The 20,478-nt window shown below is 52.7% G+C and carries 18 protein-coding genes and 6 pseudogenes; 13 read left to right on the top strand and 11 right to left on the bottom strand.

Features of this window, described 5'->3' with window-relative positions; genetic code table 11:
• Positions 1-6: 6 nt before the first annotated feature.
• Entirely contained in the window at positions 7-2,457 is a 2,451-nt protein-coding gene (locus LAC65_RS09315; RefSeq protein WP_039385104.1) for a heavy metal translocating P-type ATPase, read from the bottom strand.
• A 259-nt stretch (positions 2,458-2,716) separates the two neighbouring features.
• On the opposite strand from LAC65_RS09315, the gene cadR reads away from it, so the two are divergent.
• The 4 genes from cadR to arsC all read left to right on the top strand — a co-directional run bounded on the left by cadR (position 2,717) and on the right by arsC (position 5,649).
• Positions 2,717-3,175: a Cd(II)/Pb(II)-responsive transcriptional regulator gene (cadR, locus tag LAC65_RS09310; protein WP_006785990.1), complete on the top strand. Its 459-nt coding sequence runs from the start codon at positions 2,717-2,719 to the stop codon at positions 3,173-3,175.
• Positions 3,176-3,437: 262 nt separating this feature from the next.
• Entirely contained in the window at positions 3,438-3,791 is a 354-nt protein-coding gene (locus LAC65_RS09305; RefSeq protein ID WP_006785991.1) for a metalloregulator ArsR/SmtB family transcription factor, read from the top strand.
• A 96-nt stretch (positions 3,792-3,887) separates the two neighbouring features.
• Positions 3,888-5,171 (top strand): arsenic transporter, encoded by a 1,284-nt coding sequence (locus LAC65_RS09300; RefSeq protein ID WP_006785992.1) that lies wholly within the window; start codon positions 3,888-3,890, stop codon positions 5,169-5,171.
• Between the two features lie 49 nt (positions 5,172-5,220).
• Positions 5,221-5,649, top strand: a complete 429-nt coding sequence (arsC, locus tag LAC65_RS09295; protein WP_006785993.1) for a glutaredoxin-dependent arsenate reductase — start codon at positions 5,221-5,223, stop codon at positions 5,647-5,649.
• Between the two features lie 56 nt (positions 5,650-5,705).
• On the opposite strand, the gene arsH is transcribed toward arsC, so the two are convergent.
• From arsH to LAC65_RS09275, 4 genes and pseudogenes are all read right to left on the bottom strand, one after another.
• Positions 5,706-6,428, bottom strand: coding sequence for an arsenical resistance protein ArsH (arsH, locus tag LAC65_RS09290; RefSeq protein WP_006785995.1), 723 nt, complete (start codon positions 6,426-6,428; stop codon positions 5,706-5,708).
• Complete coding sequence (locus LAC65_RS09285) at positions 6,425-6,760, bottom strand: ArsR/SmtB family transcription factor (protein ID WP_006785996.1); 336 nt, start codon at positions 6,758-6,760, stop codon at positions 6,425-6,427. Before LAC65_RS09285 ends, arsH begins: the two co-directional genes overlap by 4 nt.
• A gap of 48 nt (positions 6,761-6,808) precedes the next feature.
• On the bottom strand, positions 6,809-8,041 hold the full coding sequence (locus tag LAC65_RS09280; protein WP_006785998.1) for an MFS transporter: 1,233 nt from the start codon (positions 8,039-8,041) through the stop codon (positions 6,809-6,811).
• Positions 8,038-8,418 (bottom strand): annotated as a pseudogene (locus LAC65_RS09275) (N-acetyltransferase family protein); the annotation flags it as partial. The pseudogene LAC65_RS09275 and the gene LAC65_RS09280, both read right to left, overlap by 4 nt.
• 55 nt (positions 8,419-8,473) lie before the next feature.
• Here LAC65_RS09275 and LAC65_RS09270 point away from each other — a divergent pair.
• The 3 genes from LAC65_RS09270 (at position 8,474) to LAC65_RS09260 (ending at position 10,611) form a co-directional block, all read left to right on the top strand.
• A protein-coding gene (locus LAC65_RS09270; protein ID WP_223429336.1) for an IS1 family transposase occupies positions 8,474-9,171 on the top strand; the annotation gives its coding sequence in 2 pieces (ribosomal slippage) (positions 8,474-8,723 and positions 8,723-9,171; 699 coding nt in all).
• A gap of 207 nt (positions 9,172-9,378) precedes the next feature.
• On the top strand, positions 9,379-9,786 hold the full coding sequence (locus LAC65_RS09265) for a DUF2382 domain-containing protein (protein WP_203025790.1): 408 nt from the start codon (positions 9,379-9,381) through the stop codon (positions 9,784-9,786).
• Positions 9,787-9,816: 30 nt separating this feature from the next.
• Positions 9,817-10,611, top strand: coding sequence for a YsnF/AvaK domain-containing protein (locus tag LAC65_RS09260; RefSeq protein ID WP_203025791.1), 795 nt, complete (start codon positions 9,817-9,819; stop codon positions 10,609-10,611).
• 20 nt (positions 10,612-10,631) lie between these two features.
• On the opposite strand, the pseudogene LAC65_RS09255 reads toward LAC65_RS09260, so the two are convergent.
• Positions 10,632-10,766, bottom strand: a pseudogene (locus tag LAC65_RS09255) (DUF445 family protein); the annotation flags it as partial.
• A gap of 55 nt (positions 10,767-10,821) precedes the next feature.
• On the opposite strand from LAC65_RS09255, the gene LAC65_RS09250 reads away from it, so the two are divergent.
• Positions 10,822-11,519, top strand: a protein-coding gene (locus tag LAC65_RS09250; protein WP_223429336.1) for an IS1 family transposase whose coding sequence is annotated in 2 segments (ribosomal slippage) — positions 10,822-11,071 and positions 11,071-11,519 — 699 coding nt in all. Because the reading frame shifts where the segments join, the coding sequence is not laid out codon by codon here.
• Positions 11,520-11,899: 380 nt separating this feature from the next.
• Here the strand turns inward: LAC65_RS09250 and LAC65_RS09245 are convergent.
• Both LAC65_RS09245 and LAC65_RS09240 read right to left on the bottom strand, forming a co-directional pair.
• The gene (locus tag LAC65_RS09245; RefSeq protein WP_224144706.1) at positions 11,900-12,079 is read right to left on the bottom strand and encodes a con-10 family general stress protein; all 180 of its coding nucleotides are present in this window, start codon (positions 12,077-12,079) and stop codon (positions 11,900-11,902) included.
• Positions 12,080-14,173: 2,094 nt separating this feature from the next.
• A complete protein-coding gene (locus tag LAC65_RS09240; RefSeq protein ID WP_144380303.1) occupies positions 14,174-14,377 on the bottom strand; it encodes a hypothetical protein in 204 nt (67 codons plus the stop codon).
• 756 nt (positions 14,378-15,133) lie between these two features.
• Here LAC65_RS09240 and LAC65_RS09235 point away from each other — a divergent pair.
• Positions 15,134-15,409 (top strand): annotated as a pseudogene (locus LAC65_RS09235) (four-helix bundle copper-binding protein).
• A 288-nt stretch (positions 15,410-15,697) separates the two neighbouring features.
• On the opposite strand, the pseudogene LAC65_RS09230 reads toward LAC65_RS09235, so the two are convergent.
• Positions 15,698-16,021: pseudogene (locus LAC65_RS09230) on the bottom strand (dihydrodipicolinate synthase family protein); the annotation flags it as partial.
• A gap of 133 nt (positions 16,022-16,154) precedes the next feature.
• Here LAC65_RS09230 and LAC65_RS09225 point away from each other — a divergent pair.
• On the top strand, positions 16,155-16,721 hold the full coding sequence (locus tag LAC65_RS09225) for a hypothetical protein (RefSeq protein WP_039385095.1): 567 nt from the start codon (positions 16,155-16,157) through the stop codon (positions 16,719-16,721).
• A gap of 208 nt (positions 16,722-16,929) precedes the next feature.
• Here LAC65_RS09225 and LAC65_RS09220 read toward each other — a convergent pair whose 3' ends face one another.
• Positions 16,930-17,145 carry a hypothetical protein gene (locus tag LAC65_RS09220; RefSeq protein ID WP_039385092.1) on the bottom strand — a complete coding sequence of 72 codons (216 nt, stop codon included), beginning with the start codon at positions 17,143-17,145 and terminating at the stop codon, positions 16,930-16,932.
• Between the two features lie 183 nt (positions 17,146-17,328).
• Here LAC65_RS09220 and umuC (LAC65_RS09215) point away from each other — a divergent pair.
• Together umuC (LAC65_RS09215) and umuC (LAC65_RS09210) are read left to right on the top strand one after the other, a co-directional pair.
• Positions 17,329-18,372 (top strand): annotated as a pseudogene (umuC, locus tag LAC65_RS09215) (translesion error-prone DNA polymerase V subunit UmuC); the annotation flags it as partial.
• Between the two features lie 31 nt (positions 18,373-18,403).
• Positions 18,404-19,447 (top strand): annotated as a pseudogene (umuC, locus tag LAC65_RS09210) (translesion error-prone DNA polymerase V subunit UmuC); the annotation flags it as partial.
• A gap of 30 nt (positions 19,448-19,477) precedes the next feature.
• Here the strand turns inward: umuC (LAC65_RS09210) and LAC65_RS09205 are convergent.
• On the bottom strand, positions 19,478-19,735 hold the full coding sequence (locus LAC65_RS09205; RefSeq protein WP_039385089.1) for a biofilm development regulator YmgB/AriR family protein: 258 nt from the start codon (positions 19,733-19,735) through the stop codon (positions 19,478-19,480).
• Between the two features lie 394 nt (positions 19,736-20,129).
• On the opposite strand from LAC65_RS09205, the gene LAC65_RS09200 reads away from it, so the two are divergent.
• Positions 20,130-20,441, top strand: coding sequence for a hypothetical protein (locus LAC65_RS09200; RefSeq protein WP_039385086.1), 312 nt, complete (start codon positions 20,130-20,132; stop codon positions 20,439-20,441).
• Positions 20,442-20,478 lie beyond the last annotated feature (37 nt).

Raw genomic sequence — 20,478 nt, 5'->3', positions numbered from 1 at the left:
GACAGGTTACTTACGCAACAGGCGCAGACCGTTTGCCACGACAAGCAGGCTTGCCCCCACATCCGCGAATACGGCCATCCACATGGTCCCCATACCTGCAATGGTCAGGGCCAGGAACACTGCCTTGATCCCAATAGCCATAACGATATTCTGAACCAGAATGTTATACGTCTGCCGGGAGAGTCGGACAAAAGCCGGAATTTTACGCAAATCATCATCCATGAGGGCCACATCGGCAGTCTCGATGGCGGTATCCGTGCCCATTGCACCCATGGCAAAGCCGATATCGGCGCGGGCCAGCGCCGGTGCATCATTGATGCCGTCGCCCACCATGCCGGTCGTGCCCTGCGCCGTAAATGTTTCTACAGCACGCAGTTTATCTTCCGGCAGTTGATCCCCCCGCGCCTCATCGATACCAACCTGACCGGCAATGGCCTGCGCAGTGTGCGCATTGTCTCCGGTCAGCATGAGCGTTTTAACACCCAGACTATGCAACTGACTTATCGCCTCGCGGCTGCTTTCCTTCACCGTATCAGCCACCGCAAACAGCCCTAGCACCTGATGAGTGTCACAGAGGATGATGACCGTTTTACCCCCGGTCTCCAGTTCCGTTAGTGCAGCCCTGACCGCTTCCGGACAGCGCACCGTTTCTTCAGCCAGCCTCAGATTGCCCAGACTGTAGGTTTGACCGTTGATGACGCCGCGCACGCCGCGGCCTGGCAGAGCCTCAAAGTTTTCCACTTCATAACGCTGAATGCCATCTGATGCCGCCGATACAGCCTGCGAAACCGGATGATCGGAGTAACCTGCCAGGCTCACAGCCAGACTGCGCCCCTCATCTTCTGCCACCCCGGTATAGATAATCGCATCCGTCTGTACCGGCTTACCGTGCGTCAGGGTGCCGGTCTTGTCGAGCGCCAGCCACTTCAGCTTTCGGCCTTCTTCAAGATAAACGCCGCCCTTGATCAATATCCCCCGGCGGGCTGCTGCCGTCAGGCCACTGACAATGGTCACTGGCGTGGAAATGACCAGCGCACAGGGGCAGGCGATAACCAGCATCACCAGCGCCTTGTAAATCCACTCCTGCCAGCTTTCACCTGCAATCAGCGGTGGGAGAACGGCAACTGCGACGGCAATAGCAAACACCACAGGGGTATAAATTTGTGCAAAGCGATCAACAAAGCGCTGCGTAGGGGCTTTTGCCCCCTGCGCTTCCTCCACGGCATGAATGATACGCGCCAGCGTGGTATTTCCGGCAGCGGCCGTTACACGGTACTCAAAGCCACCGGAGCCGTTGACCGTCCCGGCGAAGACCGGGTCACCTTCCCCTTTATCCACCGGCAGACTTTCGCCGGTAATAGGTGCCTGATTAATGGCGGTCCTGCCCCGGACCACCGTGCCGTCGAGAGCGATACGCTCGCCCGGTTTTACCCTGACCACGCTGTTAAGGGATACAGACCTGGCCTCAGTTTCTTTCCAGGAGCCGTCCGGTTGCTGAACCGTGGCCGTTTCAGGCGTCAGCTTCATCAGAGAGCCGATGGCATTGCGGGCGCGATCAAGAGATTTCGCTTCAATCAGTTCCGCAATCGTGAACAGCACCATTACCATGGCGGCTTCAGGCCACTGTCCGAGCGCCAGCGCCCCGGTGACGGCAATACTCATCAGGGCGTTGATATTCAGGTTGCCGTTGCGAAGAGCAATCCAGCCTTTTTTGTACGTGGACAGGCCACAGGCCGCAACGGCAGCCAGAGCAAGAGCCGCTTCCAGCCATTCCGGCATGCCCGCCCAGTGCATGGCTTCGGCGGCGATTGCCGCCACACCGGCAAGCGCGAGCGGCCACCAGTGTTTTTTCTTTTCCTCAGTGACCGCGTGCCGGCCATTACTGTCAGGAAGTTCAGGTTCAAAGCCCAGAGAACGAATGGCGGCCAGAACCGGCTCCAGCGTATCCGGTGCGTGAACCACCGTCAGTACACGCTGCATAAGATTGAAATCCAGTTCCTTGACGGCTGACATGCCGTCCAGCTTTTTACGGATCATGCCCTCTTCAACCGGGCAGTCCATCTGCATGATCCTGATACTGGTACGCACCCCGTCAGCGGTCACCTGCTGCGTCTGCAGCTCACCGAATGTGACAGGGGCAGGCGAGCAGCAGGAACCGCCGGTATTTTCCGCCTCACGGCCTGAGCAGCAGCTGCCTTCAGGCTGCATTGCTTTATCAATCGGTTCCGGGTCAAAACCCAGCGAGCGCACCGCCTGCAGAACCGGTTCCAGCGCCTGCGGTGTATGGGTCACGGTAAGCACCCTCTGTATCAGATTGAATTCAAGATTGCTGACGGCAGGTAATTTTGCCAGTTTTTTTCGGAGGAGCGTCTCCTCCGTCGGGCAGTCCATCTGCATGATGCGCAGACGCGTCTGAACGTCATCGTTGCGGGGAAGCTCTGCAACCGGTTCGGACATCTGGCTCAGGCCGTCCGTTGAGCAGCAGCTCCCGGTGCTGCAACAGGCCGGTGTGGTCTGAGTCGTTTTTGGTGGCATTTTCCCTGAAGCCTCAGTCGGGGCAGTGGCGGTATTTTTAACAGACGCCTCCTCTCCGGTTGCGGCTGATCCACATTTTTTATTACTGCAGCAGTCACTCATTTTTTTATCCCGTTCATAACGTATACTGGCATTAAAGACCCTGATGTAACTACAGGGTCAAGCTCAGAAGAGGTGTGATATGAAAATTGGTGAACTGGCCCGCCAGGCGGGATGTCCTGTAGAGACGGTACGTTATTATGAGCGAGAGGGGCTTCTGCAGGCCGCATTGCGGGACCAGACTAATAACTACCGCCATTACGATAGCGCACATCTCGAAAGGCTTATGTTTATCCGGCGCTGCCGGGCGCTCGATATGACCCATGAAGAAATCCGGGTGTTGCTGCAGGCGCGCAGCCAGCCAGACGCAGACTGCGGTACGGTTAATGCCCTGATAAATGAACATCTGAACCACGTTCAGGCCCGTATTCGTGAACTAAATATGCTGGAAAAACAACTATTTGAGCTCCACAGCCACTGCAATGCCAACCGGGCAACACGGGACTGCGGTATTCTGCGCGAACTGGAGCAGGCAGAAGAGCCTGAGGATATCGTGCCGGTTATCACTGCAGGTCATCTGGCCGGAAGCCACTCTTACTGATGCTGCTTTCTGCCATAAGTAGAACGGTTCACTAAAGAAACAGGCTTTTTTTGTGATGTTACTTCGTCATGCCCGACCATTAAGGCAGCTGAAAGTGTGCTGCCGTTAAAATCTGTGTGATATCGTTTAACCGCTATTCCCTCATTAAGCTGTACTGAAAAGCCTGTAAGCACGTCAAAACATATATGAATTTATAAATATAAAGTTGACCTTTCGTCTGCAGCAGACGAGACTTGTTGCTGTCCGCCACGAAGGAGAAATTATGCCGTCACTTCTGCCCCTGCAACTTTTTAAGAATCTTTCTGACGAAACCCGGCTCAGCCTGGTGCTGTTGTTGCGCGAAAAAGGGGAGCTTTGCGTCTGCGAGCTTGTATCTATCCTGAAAGAAACACAGCCAAAAATATCGCGGCACCTGGCCCTGCTCAGAGAGAGTGGACTGCTTATCGACAGGCGCGACGGCAAGTGGATCCATTACCGGTTATCGCCACACATGCCTGCGTGGGCAGCAGCGGTCATTGAGCAGGCATATCTGTGTCAGCGGGATGAAATTCTTCATCTCAGTCAGCAGGCTGAGCGTGATAACGCAACCACCAACGGCAAAGCTGTCTGCATGTAAAAATTTTATCTAAACACATTCGATTAAACGCATATATTTACAGGGTACAGTTAGCAGCCCGCTTCAACGGGCAGTTATAATTAAGAAGGAGAGGGTATGTTTCTGGCGGGTGCGATTTTTATTCTGACGCTGGTACTGGTTATCTGGCAGCCGAAAGGACTCAGTATTGGCTGGAGTGCCGTTATCGGCGCCGCGCTGGCGCTGCTGACCGGCGTAGTACAAATCGGGGATATTCCGGTGGTCTGGCAGATTGTCTGGAACGCCACGGCCACGTTTATTGCGGTCATCATTATCAGCCTGCTGCTCGATGAGTCCGGCTTTTTTGAATGGGCCGCGCTGCACGTTTCCCGCTGGGGAGGCGGCAGGGGCCGGCTGCTGTTCACGTATATCGTTCTGCTGGGTGCGGCAGTGGCGGCGCTGTTTGCCAATGACGGAGCCGCGCTAATTCTGACGCCGATCGTTATCGCCATGCTGCTGGCGCTGGGCTTCAGCCCCGGGGCCACGCTGGCGTTTGTGATGGCGGCCGGGTTTATCGCCGATACCTCCAGCCTGCCGCTCATCGTGTCAAACCTGGTCAACATCGTCACGGCAGACTTCTTTAAACTGGGTTTCAGCGAGTATGCCTCGGTGATGGTGCCGGTGAATATCGCGTCCGTGGCCGCCACGCTGGTGATGCTGCACCTGTTTTTCCGCAGGGACATCCCGGACACTTACGACCTGGCGAAGCTGAAGGCGCCGCGTGAGGCCATTCGCGATGCGCGTACCTTTAAAACCGGCTGGATTGTTCTCATCCTGCTGCTGATCGGCTTCTTTGCCCTCGAACCACTCGGCGTGCCGGTCAGCCTTGTGGCCGCGGTGGCGGCGTTTATTCTCTGGCTGGTAGCCCGGAAAGGCAATGTGATTGATACCGGAAAGGTACTGAAAGGTGCGCCCTGGCAGATCGTTATCTTCTCGCTGGGCATGTACCTGGTGGTATACGGACTACGCAATGCCGGGCTAACTGATTACCTTTCTGCCGCCCTGAACCGGTTTGCCGAGCATGGCGTCTGGGGCGCAACGCTCGGCACCGGCTTTCTGACGGCGGCGCTTTCATCAGTCATGAACAACATGCCTACCGTGCTGGTTGGCGCGCTCTCCATTGACGGCAGCACCGCTCAGGGCGTGGTGAAGGAGGCGATGATTTACGCCAACATCATCGGCTGCGACCTCGGTCCGAAAATCACCCCTATCGGTAGCCTCGCTACCCTGCTGTGGCTGCACGTCCTGGCACAGAAAAACATAACCGTCAGCTGGGGCTACTACTTCCGCGTGGGCATCGTGATGACCCTGCCGGTACTGTTTGTGACGCTGGCTGCGCTGGCCCTGCGCCTGTCTGTTTAACCTTAACCCCGGAGCTGTGCCTGTGCAGCGCCTTTATGGAGTAACGCTCATGACTGACATTACCATTTATCACAATCCGGCCTGCGGGACGTCCCGCAATACCCTGGCGCTTATCCGCAACAGCGGCACCGAGCCCACGGTGATTCTGTATCTGGAAACACCGCCGTCGCGCGACGAGCTGAAAAAGCTGATTACGGACATGGACATTAGCGTGCGTGCCCTGCTGCGTAAAAATACCGATCCCTACGAGCAGCTCGGCCTGGCTGAAGACCGGTTCAGCGATGAAGAACTGCTCGATGCGATGCTGGCTCATCCGATCCTCATTAATCGTCCGGTGGTGGTGACGCCGCTGGGAACGAAGCTCTGCCGCCCCTCCGAAGTGGTTCTGGGCATACTGCCGGACCCGCAGAAGGGAGCGTTTACCAAAGAGGACGGCGAAGCAGTCATTGATGAGCAAGGGAATCGCGTCAGCCACTGATGTTTCCCTTGGCTGTGACAGGGAAAATGTGAAAAAGCCGGCAGATGCCGGCTTTTTTATATGCTGCGCTGGTTTACCCGCTCAGAGAGCTGCGCAGCACTCTCCTTCCTTTCGCTGTAGCGGTCGGTGAGATAACCACTACGACCGCGCGTCAGCAGGGTGAACTTCATCAGTTCCTCCATGACGTCCACTATGCGGTCATAATACGGAGAAGGCTTCATGCGGCCGTCCTCATCAAACTCGGCCCAGGCTTTTGCAACGGATGACTGGTTCGGGATAGTGATCATCCGCATCCAGCGCCCAAGAATACGCATCTGGTTTACGGCGTTGAAAGACTGTGAGCCTCCGCTGACCTGCATGACAGCAAGGGTTTTCCCCTGCGAGGGCCGGACCGCCCCGGACGTCAGCGGTATCCAGTCAATCTGCGTCTTCATGATGCCGGTCATGGCACCGTGACGCTCAGGAGAGCACCAGACCATCCCTTCAGACCAGAGCACTAGCTGGCGCAGCTCTGCGACCTTCGGATGCGTCTCAGGTACATCATCCGGCAGCGGCAGGCCGGACGGATTGAATAACTTCACCTCCGCGCCCATGGCCGTCAGCAGCCGTGCGGCCTCTTCCGTGGTGAGTCGGCTGTAAGAGCGCTCCCGAAGCGAACCGTAGAGCATCAGTATGCGGGGCGGATGCGCCACCTCTTCGGCCTTTAATTTCTCTTCCGAAAGGGGCGTATCCAGGAGTGTCAGATCGATATTGTTCAGGGCATCATTCACGTTATTCACAATGGAGTCTCTTTATGGGAAATCTCGGTAGACAGGCTGCAGCTACTGCCACCGGCGCAGCACTCTTCAGTGAGAAAAGCCATCAGCTGCTCAAGCTGCGCATAGCAAGGTCTGCAGAACAAGGTACGACTCTGCCGTTCCTGGCTTATGAGTCCAGCGGACATCAGCGCTGAAAGATGATGGCTGAGCGTGGAGGCAGGAATCTCAAGGTGCTTCTGCAGTTCGCCAACCGGCAGGCCTTCATGACCAGCCCTGACCAGCTCCCGGTATATGCGGAGACGTGTCGGGTGGCCCAGTTCTCGAAGTGCGTTTGCTGCGGTGTGTAAATCCATGCGGCCTCCTTTAACTATATTTCCAGAATAATAGAAATATGGAAGCCGTCAAACATTTTTTTCGTGAAGGGTAGATGCTCCATGGTCCCGGTTCTGCACAACAGAGCCAGAATGACGCTGCCAGAGGACCACAGAAATCGCCGTAATGATCAGGGTCAGGATGAAGGAAAAAAGCAGCGTGCCGGGTATACCGTAGCGCTCCAGCAGTATGGCATACGCAGACGGAGCCAGTGCCGCGAGAAAAAATGCCGGCGACAACAGTATTCCTGTTTTGCGGGCGTACTGCTGCGGATCAAACAGCACAAGAGGAAGTACGGCCTTCACGATCGTATTCAGTCCGTTTACGGCCCCATAGCCCAGAACGAAAAAGGCTGTAGCCACAGGAGTAATGCTGCCTGCAAGGCCGGTCAGAAAACAGAGGGGAAGCAGGATACCGGTTATAAGGTTCAGGCGTATCGCGGAGATTCGTGCACCTGAAACTACACCCAGCAGACGGGCACCTAACTGCCCCACTCCCCACAGCATGCCAGCCAGAGCAGGCACGCCATAAGAGGCCAGTATCCGGGGAAAATGTGTGGACACGCCGGTGGAGACAAAGCTTATCAACGCTATCAGAGTGGCATACCACAGGCCGCTGATGAGTGCTTTTGTGTCCTCTGATGTTGCTGTTGCGTCAGCCGAATGGCCGGATCGCCCTGTTACGGGAAGTTTTACCCGACTGCCTGCCGGAACGGCAGTTAAAAAAAACAGGCTCAGCAGGCCCGCACAGCCATAAATGATGACGGCATGCCGCCAGTCGGTGACGTGAAGAAGCGCTGCGCCAGCAGGCCAGAAAGCGGCCGACGCGAGACCGCCCAGCAGGGTGACCAGAGAGATTGCCTTGCGAGCCTCTGCGCCTGCGGTTTCCACAAGCATGGCAAAAGCGGCGTCATACAGAGCAAGCCGCATGCCCGCGCCTGTCAGGATCCAGACGGCATCCCACGCTAATGTTGAATAGGTAAACGCCATCAGAAAACACCCGATGGTTATAGCCAAAGTTCCCGCCATCATCAGGGTGCGTCCACCGGTACGGGCCATTACGGGACCGATAAGCGGTGAAACCAGCCCCATAACGAGCATGGCAACGCTCAGGCCGGAGAATGTCTCACCGGAAGACCAGCCTGTTTCCGCCATGATGGCGGCTCCGAAGACACCCGGCATGTAGAACGTAATACCCCAGTTGATAAGCTGCGTCATGCCGATGCAGAAAATGGTGCGGCCTGTCAGATATCCTTGTGTCATTCTGTACTTTCCGGAAGCGTAGCGTCGCCATGCCCGAGCGTACGCTGCAGGATAACCGTATCGAGCCAGCGCCCATGCTTGAATCCTACAGACCTGAGGGTGCCAGTGATGCTGAAGCCTGCAGCGCGGTGAAGAGCAAGGGAGGCAGTATTTTCACTGTTCCCCACCACCGCTACAAGTTGCCGAAAACCACGGGCTTCTGCCCATCCTACTGCACGGGATAGCAGCATTTTTCCAATGCCCCGCCCCTGATACGTGGCATCAACATATACAGAGTCTTCCAGAGTAAAGCGATAGGCGCACCGTTCCCGGTATAGAGACAAATAGCAGTATCCTCGAACAATTCCTCCGTCAACCGCCACCAACCAGGGCAGTCCGGTGATGCTGCCAACTTACTGATTTAGTGTATGATGGTGTTTTTGAGGTGCTCCCGTGGCTTCTGTTTCTATCAGCTGTCCCTCCTGTTCAGCTACTGACGGGGTGGTGCGTAACGGCAAAAGCACTGCCGGACATCAGCGCTATCTCTGCTCTCACTGCCGTAAAACATGGCAACTGCAGTTCACTTACACCGCTTCTCAACCCGGTACGCACCAGAAAATCATTGATATGGCCATGAATGGTGTTGGATGCCGGGCAACCGCCCGCATTATGGGCGTTGGCCTCAACACGATTTTACGTCACTTAAAAAACTCAGGCCGCAGTCGGTAACCTCGCGCATACAGCCGGGCAGTGATGTGATTGTCTGCGCTGAAATGGACGAACAGTGGGGCTACGTCGGTGCTAAATCACGTCAGCGCTGGCTGTTTTACGCGTATGACAGGATACGGAGGACGGTTGTGGCGCACGTCTTCGGTGAACGCACTCTGGCCACACTGGAGCGTCTTCTGAGCCTGCTGTCGGCCTTTGAGGTCGTGGTATGGATGACGGATGGCTGGCCGCTGTATGAATCCCGCCTGAAGGGAAAGCTGCACGTAATCAGCAAGCGTTACACTCAGCGAATTGAGCGGCATAACCTGAATCTGAGACAACATCTGGCAAGGCTGGGACGGAAGTCACTGTCGTTCTCAAAATCGGTGGAGCTGCATGACAAGGTCATCGGGCATTATCTGAACATAAAACACTATCAGTAAGTTGGAGTCATTACCGAAACCGCCATTATCAGGGCCATTTAATGGTTCACTGTCAGCAGAATTTACATTTCTTAACAATTTGCGCAGGCCGATAATTTCATAAATCACCGTTTGGTCTATGCTTTATAACTATTACGGTAAGTTATCGGTAAACAACCAGATAACTCAGGCAAACTCTGACACGGCGCTATATTTGGAGGAGCATTAATGGAAAAGAAAATCGCGCCGCAACAGCAACAGGCGGAACAGCATGAAGCCATTCCGTTGGCAGAAGAGCAGGCGGAGGTAAGCACCACACGGGTTGTTGACCGCCGTATCCGTATTAATCGCTCTACGACGACATCAGAAAAGCTGCTGGAAACAGAGCTTTGGCATGAAGAAGTAGAGATAACACACGTTGAAAAGAATGAGCCGATTGAGGAAGGATATTTCCCCCAGGTTCGTCAGGAAGGCGATGTGTTAATTGTGCCGGTAATTGAAGAGCAGGTAGAAATTATTCGGCGCCATGTATTAAAGGAAGAGCTACATATTCATAAGCTGAAGAAATCCGAACAGTTTCAGCAGAAAGTAACATTGCGTAGCCAGGAGATAGAGATCAACAAGGAAGATACTTAACCGTAAACCTAAGCACGAGGATACTATTATATGGCACATGAAAAAATCGTTACTGCTTTTAATCAGCTACAGCAGGCGGAAGCGGCTAAAGAGAAACTGATTGCCGAAGGTATCGCGGAAAATCATATTGATATTATTTCAGGTGAAAGATTACGCGTAGAAGGTAAAGAAATCCGTCATCCGAGTTTCTGGCAGCGCCTGTTTGGCGATGACGTTGATGATGATTACGCGACAGAATATAACAAAGCGATTCAGGGCGGCGGCGTATTGCTGACGGTTCGCGCGCCGAAAGACGATGCAGACCGCATCGAAGCGCTGCTGGATCAATATTCATCTGATTATTCCGCTTCTTATAATCGTGCTGGCACCGGCGCAGCCGTGACCGGCAGCGACAACCGCGAAGCGCTGAAGCTGGCGGAAGAAGAAGTAGCGATCGGTAAACGTCAGGTCAGCGATGGCGTGGTTCGCCTGCGTCGTTATACCGTTGAAGATGAAGTGGCTGAAGATGTCTCGCTGTTTGAACAGCACGCAGATGTGTTCCGCACCGCCGTTGACGAGCCAGCTTACCTGAGCGACGTTGACTGGTCTGAAAAAACCATTGAAGTAGAAGAGTCTCATGAAGTGCCGACGGTGAGTAAAACTGCCCGCATCAAAGAAGAGGTTGGCGTACGTAACGAAACCTCAGAGCGTGTGGAAACGGTGAAAGATACCGTGCGTCGTCAGGAAGTGGAAGTGGAGCAAACTGGCGCCACCGGCCTTGAGAAAGATGGCCTGACCGGTACAACCGATCTTGAAAAAGATCGCCTGTCCGGCCTGAAGAAGTAATCCCCTCCGCCCGCGCTGCGCTATTGCCACAGCGCGGGCAGCTGCGTTATCAACCACAGCAGCAGTCCAATACAACCACCCACCAGCGTTCCGTTAATGCGAATAAACTGCAAATCCTTGCCGATATTCAGCTCAATTTGTTGTGACATTTCACGGGTGATGCTGCCAACTTACTGATTTAGTGTATGATGGTGTTTTTGAGGTGCTCCCGTGGCTTCTGTTTCTATCAGCTGTCCCTCCTGTTCAGCTACTGACGGGGTGGTGCGTAACGGCAAAAGCACTGCCGGACATCAGCGCTATCTCTGCTCTCACTGCCGTAAAACATGGCAACTGCAGTTCACTTACACCGCTTCTCAACCCGGTACGCACCAGAAAATCATTGATATGGCCATGAATGGTGTTGGATGCCGGGCAACCGCCCGCATTATGGGCGTTGGCCTCAACACGATTTTACGTCACTTAAAAAACTCAGGCCGCAGTCGGTAACCTCGCGCATACAGCCGGGCAGTGATGTGATTGTCTGCGCTGAAATGGACGAACAGTGGGGCTACGTCGGTGCTAAATCACGTCAGCGCTGGCTGTTTTACGCGTATGACAGGATACGGAGGACGGTTGTGGCGCACGTCTTCGGTGAACGCACTCTGGCCACACTGGAGCGTCTTCTGAGCCTGCTGTCGGCCTTTGAGGTCGTGGTATGGATGACGGATGGCTGGCCGCTGTATGAATCCCGCCTGAAGGGAAAGCTGCACGTAATCAGCAAGCGTTACACTCAGCGAATTGAGCGGCATAACCTGAATCTGAGACAACATCTGGCAAGGCTGGGACGGAAGTCACTGTCGTTCTCAAAATCGGTGGAGCTGCATGACAAGGTCATCGGGCATTATCTGAACATAAAACACTATCAGTAAGTTGGAGTCATTACCCCCGTGACCTTAGGTAATACCTCAACAGAAGAAATTTAATATTGAATCGCGTCGATAAGGTTTTAGTTAATTTTAATCACACTGATTTATGCGGAATATCCTTGACAAGCAAACAGTAACAGCACGAAATCTTGTGTAATTGAGCTGGATGTATAAAATCAGAAAAAATCAGCAAAATTCAATTTTCTTGGCTGTCATATTTTTTGAAGTAATACTGGAATTATTTCAAAGCCTCGTCAGTTTCTGTGATTCCTGTAAAATGTATAAGCTTGGGTTCAACGCAACTTAGGAAATCAACACACCTGACATACGAGCCCCGGCAAGGGTGCCGGGGCCTGCGGTTTCATCAGAAAGTATGTTCCTGATTAATCAGACTTCTGTCCGCCGCCGTGGCTGTTTTGGCCACCTTTTTTACCAGCTTCAGAAGCTTTTTCGCGGTCATTAGCGAAATTACCGCCGCTGTTCTGCCCGCCTTTTTTACCTGCTTCTGATGCTTTTTCAGGGTTTTCTGCAAAATTACCTGAACCACCACGATGTTCGGCCATAATATCCTCCTGGATATATATTGCTATGAATTAATGGCAACCGGCACAAATCAGTTATGCCAGCCGTTTTCGTGTTGCGATATTTATTCTAGAAGAGGTTTTAATGTTTGCAAGTAACCCAAACCAATGCTTACGATAAAATTTAAAAAGCGAGGCGAATTGCCAGCGCTATTAAGCCAGGCGACAGTGACGCAAATTCAAAAAGAAACATGCTGTTAAGCCGCCGGCGCAAGGAGCATATCTCTCAGGGGGCGTTAATAAAATTTTACGATTCGTTAAACTTTCCAGGAAATATAACGCTGATATACCTGTTAAGGGCGGGCGTTCAATATCAGATGTCAAGCAAATGGTATGGTTTTTAGTTGCGTCAGGTCATAGCAGGCAGCCCTTAACGCACACAGATAGGCCGCCTCTCCTGATGTAACTAAAAGCAGGTGCGCCCTGAGCATCGGGCATTTTTGTATGCTCAAATCCGGAAAGCAACATGCCTGAAAACAACTTCTTCAGAAGCCCTGACGCAAAAAGAAGTGAAAAACCGCGTCCTGACTCACACGCAGACGTATGCAGGAGCCAGCCACTGCCTGACCCGTAGAGATATAGATATACCTCTGGCACCGTAGCGCAGCATTAGCCGCTGCTGTCTGGACAGCGCGTGCATACTGAACATACCACTATCAGGCGCGGTAGTCAGTCAATGCACCGCGCCGGAGGACGGTGATTCGGCTGCCCGGCATCCAAATCCATCTGAATGGCAACCCGCTGCCTGAGCCCTGGCCCCCTCCATAGCCAGCGGCCAGAACTGCTGCCGATTTACAAGACGTGCCATCACTGACAGCAGAGTTTCATAGCTCATCAGTTGAACGACTGCAGTTGTACATTTTTTATCATCAGCTAACAGTTCAATATAACAACATGCGGAGCGCTTTTAGTTCATGGCGGACTCTGGTCTTCAAAGCTGCCCACTTTCTCAACAGTGTGAGTTGTCCCCCCTGAATTTCAAGGACTGCTTGCCTGTGACACTTCCGGAATCAGATATTCGGCACCAGGCACAACCGTCTAATCCCTGCGTTTGTACCGCCGTACAGGCGTCTTTTCACGGATTTTACAGGTCACGGACCCGTTTCATTTCCCGGCGGGTCTGATAATGCGCGACACATCTGCTGACAGGGGATGCCCGAAATCAGACAAGCGCCCTTTATCATGAGCGCCTGATTTCTTTACCGATGCGGCGAGAGAATTCGCTGAATTTTTCAGAGGGCTGCCATCCTTAACACATCAGGAGCTTATCAGCTGCAGGTTCTGCAGCATTGGCGGCTGGGAGGATTAAAAGCATGCAATGAGGAGTTACACGGAAATAGCATGCAGAAAGCATCGATACTTTTACCCGTAAAATACATCCACAACGGAAAAATCAAAGGCCGCATGAACTACAGCGGCCTGATTCAGAAGACACGAGTTTATTTTATTCAGTCGAAGCCGTCGTCAGGCGGTCTGCCTGAGCTCTGGTGCGGTAAGCTTCCTGCTAAGCAGTTTATAGCCAGCCGCTTCAAACTGAGGCATGGTGAGAGGAACCGAATCCATAGGCCCGTAAAAACCGAAATCCTGATACCAGAACCAAACCTGGGGCCTTGTTGTGGCACTTCCCACCCAGTAGAAACCAGTTTCCATAATGGGCGTCCGGTTGTGAGTGAAATTTAAACATAGCACTCACAAGCGGCATAACCCAAAAAGATTGACAGCTACAAGACACCTTATCTGAGTTATAAAACTGCGAAATAAATCAGCATGGTTCAAAGCTGATTGGTCCGCAGACAACGCTATGACCTAACCGGATAAATTCGCTGTGTGTCACAGGTTTGCCCACAGTAGGTTCAAACCATCCTTCAGGCGTTGCTTTGTTATAAAACCATACTTCCTTGATACCGCGATAATCCCGGACCCAGTAATATCCTTCTTCCATAGGTGCTACCTCTGCTTTAAGAATAAGCGCAGCCGTGGAATGTAGCTATCCCGGAGAAGATAAAATCAGGCTATTTTTGGTAACCCCTTAAACAAACACTCAGGCAAGCAAATTTTGCTTTAAATTTCATTATCTTAACCAATGCTTTTTACGGTATTTTCAACAAGCTCGCATAATTCTTCAGCATTTTCCGGACATATATGTCGGTATTTGCCACCTTCGCCCGTTTCACGACGTACATCGCTAACCAGACCATTCAGGTTCAGCCCTGCATCTCTGTTAAGGGACAGGATCACAATCAGTGTTTGTTTAAGCAAATCCTGTTGGGCACTTTCCACATTTCACCTCACTGGAAACAGACGAAACTTTAAATGTAGCCTGATTTTTTTGCATTGTTGAAAACGTACTGCTGCAGGCATTTAACCGGGACGGGGTTCTGCGAATTACGGATCTTTTATCGGGAACCTTTACTCAGGCACCTGCTTAGGGGTCGGTAGTCATGGCCCTGCGCACGCCACCGGCGGTAGCGAATTGCAAATTATTCTCAAATGCAATTTGCACCCGTTGATCATTAACCTGATTAGCGTAAAGCCCGTCGATATCGTCCCGGGCACCTGCTGATTCCTTTGTGCGCCTGTCATTGAGCATGGTGAAAACGGGTTATGAGGCCTGCATATGACTGCTGCCCTCAGGCACCCTTAAAATCCAGGCTATGGAATTGCGCCGTTTGCGGTCTTTCCTGAATGACGGTCCGCATATCGCTCACATAAGACATCAGGCAAGCTGTTAAGGCTAATCTGGCCGTTGTCATCAACCGCCAGGCAACAGGCCTAAAACCCGGAGGGATTCGGCGGAGCTTACCGGGCACCCCAGGGCCTGACAACCCGGCCATGCCGGGAAGCCGGAAGAGGCCATAAGCTTTCATAATTAATATCCGCCATGTGGCAGATGCGGATACAGGCGTACCGGGTAACTACAAAGGCGCACCGCAAGTCAGTCATGAGAAATTTTGAAGCGGTTATCAGTTAATACCAGAGTTGCATAATCTGCTACCTCTTCCATGCTTAATACATAACCACAGCTGAGGAGAGACCATGTCAGACGAATACAAAAAATGTATTGAAGCCTGTTATCTGTGCGCAGCTGCATGCGATAACTGTGCCGCTTCGTGCTTTGAAGAAGAGAACCTGGATGTGATGCGCGCGTGCATAAAACTGGATATGCAGTGTGCAAATATGTGCCGGCTTGCAGCTTAATTCATGACGCTTAACAGCGAGTCCGCCCGGGAGCTCTGCCAACTTTGCGCTGATGTTTGTCAGAAGTGTGGCGATGAGTGTGGAAAGCATGAGCATGACCATTGCCAGGATTGATCCAGAGCTTGTCATGACTGCGCCGAACAATGCAGAAAGATGATCGCCTGAGGAAAAACCTGATTGATTAAGCCCGTTTCTGCGGATTTTTACCCGGTTGTAAGCCGCAGGGGGAAAAAGGATGAGCTTAAGGATACGGCGGGAAAAGGATCTATCCGGGAGTACCAGCTTTAATGGCAAGTTCTGCAACAGATTATTTTGATGGCCGGATATTCATGTTCGCTCTAAGCGGCCCTTGTGCACAGGTCAGGCCGCTTAGGCCATGAGCAGAATCTGCCATGGGTTATTTCAGGTCAAGCTGCCGGCAACTTCTGCAATGTCAGGGGCTGACAGAGGGCGGAGAGGGCGGGGGAGACAGTCTGCCTCTGCCAGCCCAGGCACGCCTGCAGCCACCATCACGCGGATGCTGCCGCCGTATCGGCGAAACAGCGTCCAGAACGGGCTCAGGCGCTCGCCCAGCTGCATCACGCGTTCGCGCTCGCCGCGGGCTGAAGCGTCAGTAATCTTTTTCGCCACGTGCGGAAACAGGCTGCCGCAGACTGAATACCATACCTGACAGCCCGCATTGAGACCGATGGCCGCGCTGGCATCGCCGCTGATGCTAACGTTCACTCTGGCGGGAAACTTCGCTTTTATGCTGTATCAGTTTGTAAAACACGGGTTGCCCGCTATGAACGCCTCCTGCTTTTTTACCCTTCATTGCTATGCATCTATGCTTTTCATTTAACCCTGAAGGGACAGTAAGATGACGACGACCTCCGATCCGCAAATGTTGCTTTTGCTCTACTTCGTTTTGCCTGTCTGGCTTATTGCTGGCTTCGCTGACTGGCTTTGCCACAGAGCCAGTGATATAGAAACAACCACAGGCCTGAAAGAAACCTATATTCATATTCTGATGTTTCTGGAGATGGGGCTGCCCTTACTCGCCGCCCTCTTTTTAGAGGTAAACGCGTTAGTTATTGCGTTTATGATTGTGCTGTTTTTCTGTCATGAGGCTACAGCTTTATGGGATGTAAGTTATGCGGTGACCGCAAGGCGGGTATCGCCAGTTGAGCAGCACGTACACAGCTTTCTGGAAATGGTCCCCTTAATGGCACTTCTGCTGGTAATTTCACGTCACTGGCCGCAATTTCTGGCACTGTTTGGTTTCGGAGAGGAATCTGCCCGTTTTGAGCTCAAACTACGCGCAGACCCGTTACCCGGTAACTATATCGTGGCTGTGCTGACAGGCATCTTTGTGCTTGAACTGCTGCCTTACCTGGAAGAGTACTGGCGTGGCAAAAAAGCTAAAAAGCGCGCACGGGACAACTAACCGGCTTCCTGTCACTGGATATATCACTGGCAAAATACACGCTGATCCCGGGCTGCCAGGTCATGTATCCTTGAAACAGCACTCACTCTTGTAATGTACAGGCTGCCTCTCAGGCAATACTGAACAATACGGGCACTGGCCATGAGTATTGCCGCCAGTCAACAAAGGAAACGGGTACGTGATGCCGCGCTTAAGGCAAATATTTATTTCATTTATGCCTGGTATGGCCTGCTTTTCGAAGCAGTTTTGCTGCGTCCTGCGTAATCGCTTTGACGGCGAGTTCATCAGATGTTTCTTTCATACGTTCCAGTTCATAGAGAATGTTATCCCGGTTCAACGGAACATTTTTAGTCAGCAGCTCAACGACCGCCGTGCCAATCGCACAGCCAGTCAGGCCGGTTCGTTCTATTTCAGGCTTTTTCATATAAGTGCATCCTGAAAGTGGAATAATAAAAAAAAGCTTAGAACAAAACGAAAAAATAGCCTGTTGCCAGACTCACTGGTATGCAGGCCATCTCGTTCCAGGTAAGTACCGAATTTCCGCTTTTCGCTCATAGCAGCCATTCCAATGCAAACTAATCCTGTAGATTTTCCATTCCACATAAATCACAGCCTCAGCCAGAGAGTAATGACCGCGCTTGAAGAGATAACGCCACGCGTCGAGCAGTACAGCATTGATGAGATGTTTCTGGATCTCACCGGTATTGACGGCTGTGAGAACTTCGAAACTTTTGGCCGTCGCCTGCGTGCGCATGTCTTTACCACAACGGGTCTCACCGTCGGTATCGGCATGGGGCCGACCAAAACACTGGCAAAATCGGCCCAGTGGGCGGGCAAGGAGTGGAAGCAGTTTCGCGGCGTACTGGCGCTTACGCCAGGTAATCCGAAACGTACTGAAACCCTGCTGGCTAACCAGCCCGTTGAGGAAATATGGGGCGTGGGACGGCGTATCGGTAAACGACTCAACCTTATGGGCATCGAAACTGCTCTGCAGCTATCACGCGCGCGTCCGAAGTTCATTCGCGATAACTTTTCCGTGGTGCTGGAGCGCACCGTACGCGAGCTGAACGGTGAATCATGTATTCCGCTCGAAGAGCTGCCACCGGCAAAACAGCAGATTGTCTGTAGCCGCAGCTTCGGCGAGCGAATTACCTCAAAAGTCGCTATGCAGCAGGCGCTGTGTCAGTACGCTGCGCGCGCAGCGGAAAAACTGCGCGGGGAACGTCAGTACTGTCGCAACATCGGTGTGTTTATCCGGACGTCGCCACACGCAAACGGTGAGGTTTTTTACGGGAACAGCGCTGGTGAGAAACTGACGCTGCCAACACAGGACACGCGTGACATTATTGAATCTGCGATGCGATCACTTGACCGTATCTGGCTTGAGGGTCGAAGGTACATGAAAGCAGGTATCATGCTTGATAACTTCACTCCAAACGGTGTAAGCCAGCTCAATCTGTTTGAAGATAACCAGCCGCGGGCCAATAGCGCACAGCTGATGAAGGTACTGGATGATATCAACCAGTCCGGAATGGGAAATGTATGGTTTGCGGGCCAGGGCATTAATACCGAATGGAAAATGAAACGTGAAATGCTAAGCCCTGCTTGGACCACGCGCTGGTCTGACATACCTAAAGCGCGCGTGCTTTGAGTCGGTTACTAATTAAGCTGTTGAAATTGTATTCCACATAAATGCCGATATGAGTGACCGGGTCATGACCACGCTTGAGGAGATGGCAACCGCTGTTGAAATCTACTCAATTGATGAAGCGTTCATGGACCTGACCGGTTTTGGACGTTATAAGCCGCTGGAAGCGTATGGCAGAGAGATCCAGCAGCGGATATACCGGGAAATGCATCTGCTGACCGGGGTGGGTATTGCCCAGACTAAAACGCTGGCAAAACTGGCTAACTATGCGGCCAAAAAGTGGACCAAAACCGGCGGGGTGGTGGATCTTTCAGATGCAGAGCGACAGCGCAAGCTTATGGCGCTGGTGCCGGTAGAGGAGGTGTGGGGCGTAGGCGGCCGGCTCAGTAAAAAGCTGAACGCCATGGGCGTGATGACGGCTAAAGATCTGGCTGACCAGAGTCCCTGGGTTATCCGCAGGCACTTCAGCGTGGTGCTGGAGCGAACGGTCAGGGAGCTGCGCGGTGAATCTTGTCTGGAGCTGGAAGCGTTAGCGCCTGGCAAACAGCAAATAGTGTGCTCGCGCTCTTTCGGCTCACGCATCACTGATTATCGCGATATGCGCGAGGCTGTCTGCAACTTTGCGGTGCGGGCCGCAGAGAAGCTGAGAACAGAGCGCCAGTACTGCCGGCAGATAGCGGTGTTTATCCGTACCAGTCCGCACGCCAGCGATGAGATATTTTACGGCAATCAGGCGCTCGGCAGGCTGGCGATCCCGACCAGCGACAGCCGGGATATTATCCGTGTCGCGACAGACGCCCTGGATCGTATCTGGCTGGATGGCCGGAGATATATGAAAGCGGGCGTGATGCTGGGCGATTTTTTCAGTCAGGGCGTGGCGCAGCTCAACCTGTTTGATGAGTTTCAGCCGCGTGCAAATAGCGCAGCCCTGATGCAGGTGATGGATAAGGTAAACCAGGAAGGCAGGGGGCAACTGTGGTTTGCAGGGCAGGGGATCGCGAAACCCTGGGCGATGAAGCGGGAAATGCTGTCTCCGTTTTACACGACGCGCTATGGCGATCTGCCGGTCGCGAAATAACGTCCCTGTTCATCTATCCTGCGCTGGCTTTCAGTTGCCCATATCTTCGGGCGTACGCTGGATCACAATCTCCAGCGCGTTGCGGTAGATATCCTGCTTCACAACATCCTGTTCCGCCTCAAGCCGCATGATCAGTGCCAGAATGATATCTTTGTTAGTCACGCGGATTTTGCGCGTGGTCAGCTCAAGTCGGATTTCAGAGATGATGACGCGTTCACTCAGATACTGTTCACCGGTAGTTTTAAAATAGTCGCTGAGCTGAGACTCCGGGGTAGCAAGCTGTTTCATATTAAGCCTCACAAAAAAGGGGAAATCGCCTGTGTTATTGTCTGACAGTGGCAGCCATGCATGACCGCCGCGTTGCAATAAAGTTATACAAGATTTCTGTAGTTGTACAACTATCTCGCCGCTCTTTTGTGTGGTCGTACGTGTAGATGATATGCATCAAAACAGTTGCGCTATTTTTTAGAACGATCATTTCCTTTATAAGCAGCAGGTTAGCCGGGGGCGAAGCAAAACGCGCAGCCTTCACGCGAGCCGGGCTGAAAGAAAAATTTTACGAGCTGGTCACCAGGCAGGAGCAGGCAACGATTATGCGCCCATTTTATTTTGCTAAACGCAGCGCGAAATCTGCAAGTCAGGCTACTTTTAATGCTCAGACCAATAATCAACAGAGGTGCGCATGCACTCACAACAGGTCAGTATCAACGTGTACGCTTTGGCAATCCGTAAACTTGCTGCCGCTCACCAGACAGGGGAAGATCTTAGCGACGTAAAACATCAGGTCGATGCAGTTATTCAGGCGATGAAAGAGGAGATGGCCGTTGATAAAATGGTGCAAATCGAAATGTGGGGTGAGCTGCTGACGATCCTCGATAGCTGCAGCCGCAATACGGCTCATCCTTCGTGGATCACGGTTATCAACCACGCGCGTTACCGGGTCAAGAGCAGAAAAAACACCGCAGTACAGTATTACCGGCAAATCAGCGCCTGATAAAACACTGCCGATCGCGACGATCGGCAGTTATTTT

The sequence above is a fragment of the Pantoea eucrina genome (assembly GCF_020079945.1).
GTDB classification, from domain to species: domain Bacteria; phylum Pseudomonadota; class Gammaproteobacteria; order Enterobacterales; family Enterobacteriaceae; genus Pantoea; species Pantoea eucrina.
The sequence above is the reverse complement of the archived record's forward strand: the minus strand, read 5'-3'. Positions and strand labels throughout refer to the sequence as shown.

Bases quoted from the DNA above. Each gene is read 5' to 3' on its own strand.
- LAC65_RS09315 (WP_039385104.1), bottom strand. From the start codon at position 2,457: ATGTCCGAACCGGTTGCAGAGCTTCCCCGCAACGATGACGTTCAGACG.
- cadR (WP_006785990.1), top strand. From the start codon at position 2,717: ATGAAAATTGGTGAACTGGCCCGCCAGGCGGGATGTCCTGTAGAGACG.
- LAC65_RS09305 (WP_006785991.1), top strand. From the start codon at position 3,438: ATGCCGTCACTTCTGCCCCTGCAACTTTTTAAGAATCTTTCTGACGAA.
- LAC65_RS09300 (WP_006785992.1), top strand. From the start codon at position 3,888: ATGTTTCTGGCGGGTGCGATTTTTATTCTGACGCTGGTACTGGTTATC.
- arsC (WP_006785993.1), top strand. From the start codon at position 5,221: ATGACTGACATTACCATTTATCACAATCCGGCCTGCGGGACGTCCCGC.
- LAC65_RS09285 (WP_006785996.1), bottom strand. From the start codon at position 6,760: ATGGATTTACACACCGCAGCAAACGCACTTCGAGAACTGGGCCACCCG.
- LAC65_RS09280 (WP_006785998.1), bottom strand. From the start codon at position 8,041: ATGACACAAGGATATCTGACAGGCCGCACCATTTTCTGCATCGGCATG.
- LAC65_RS09265 (WP_203025790.1), top strand. From the start codon at position 9,379: ATGGAAAAGAAAATCGCGCCGCAACAGCAACAGGCGGAACAGCATGAA.
- LAC65_RS09260 (WP_203025791.1), top strand. From the start codon at position 9,817: ATGGCACATGAAAAAATCGTTACTGCTTTTAATCAGCTACAGCAGGCG.
- LAC65_RS09245 (WP_224144706.1), bottom strand. From the start codon at position 12,079: ATGGCCGAACATCGTGGTGGTTCAGGTAATTTTGCAGAAAACCCTGAA.
- LAC65_RS09225 (WP_039385095.1), top strand. From the start codon at position 16,155: ATGACGACGACCTCCGATCCGCAAATGTTGCTTTTGCTCTACTTCGTT.
- LAC65_RS09220 (WP_039385092.1), bottom strand. From the start codon at position 17,145: ATGAAAAAGCCTGAAATAGAACGAACCGGCCTGACTGGCTGTGCGATT.
- LAC65_RS09205 (WP_039385089.1), bottom strand. From the start codon at position 19,735: ATGAAACAGCTTGCTACCCCGGAGTCTCAGCTCAGCGACTATTTTAAA.
- LAC65_RS09200 (WP_039385086.1), top strand. From the start codon at position 20,130: ATGCACTCACAACAGGTCAGTATCAACGTGTACGCTTTGGCAATCCGT.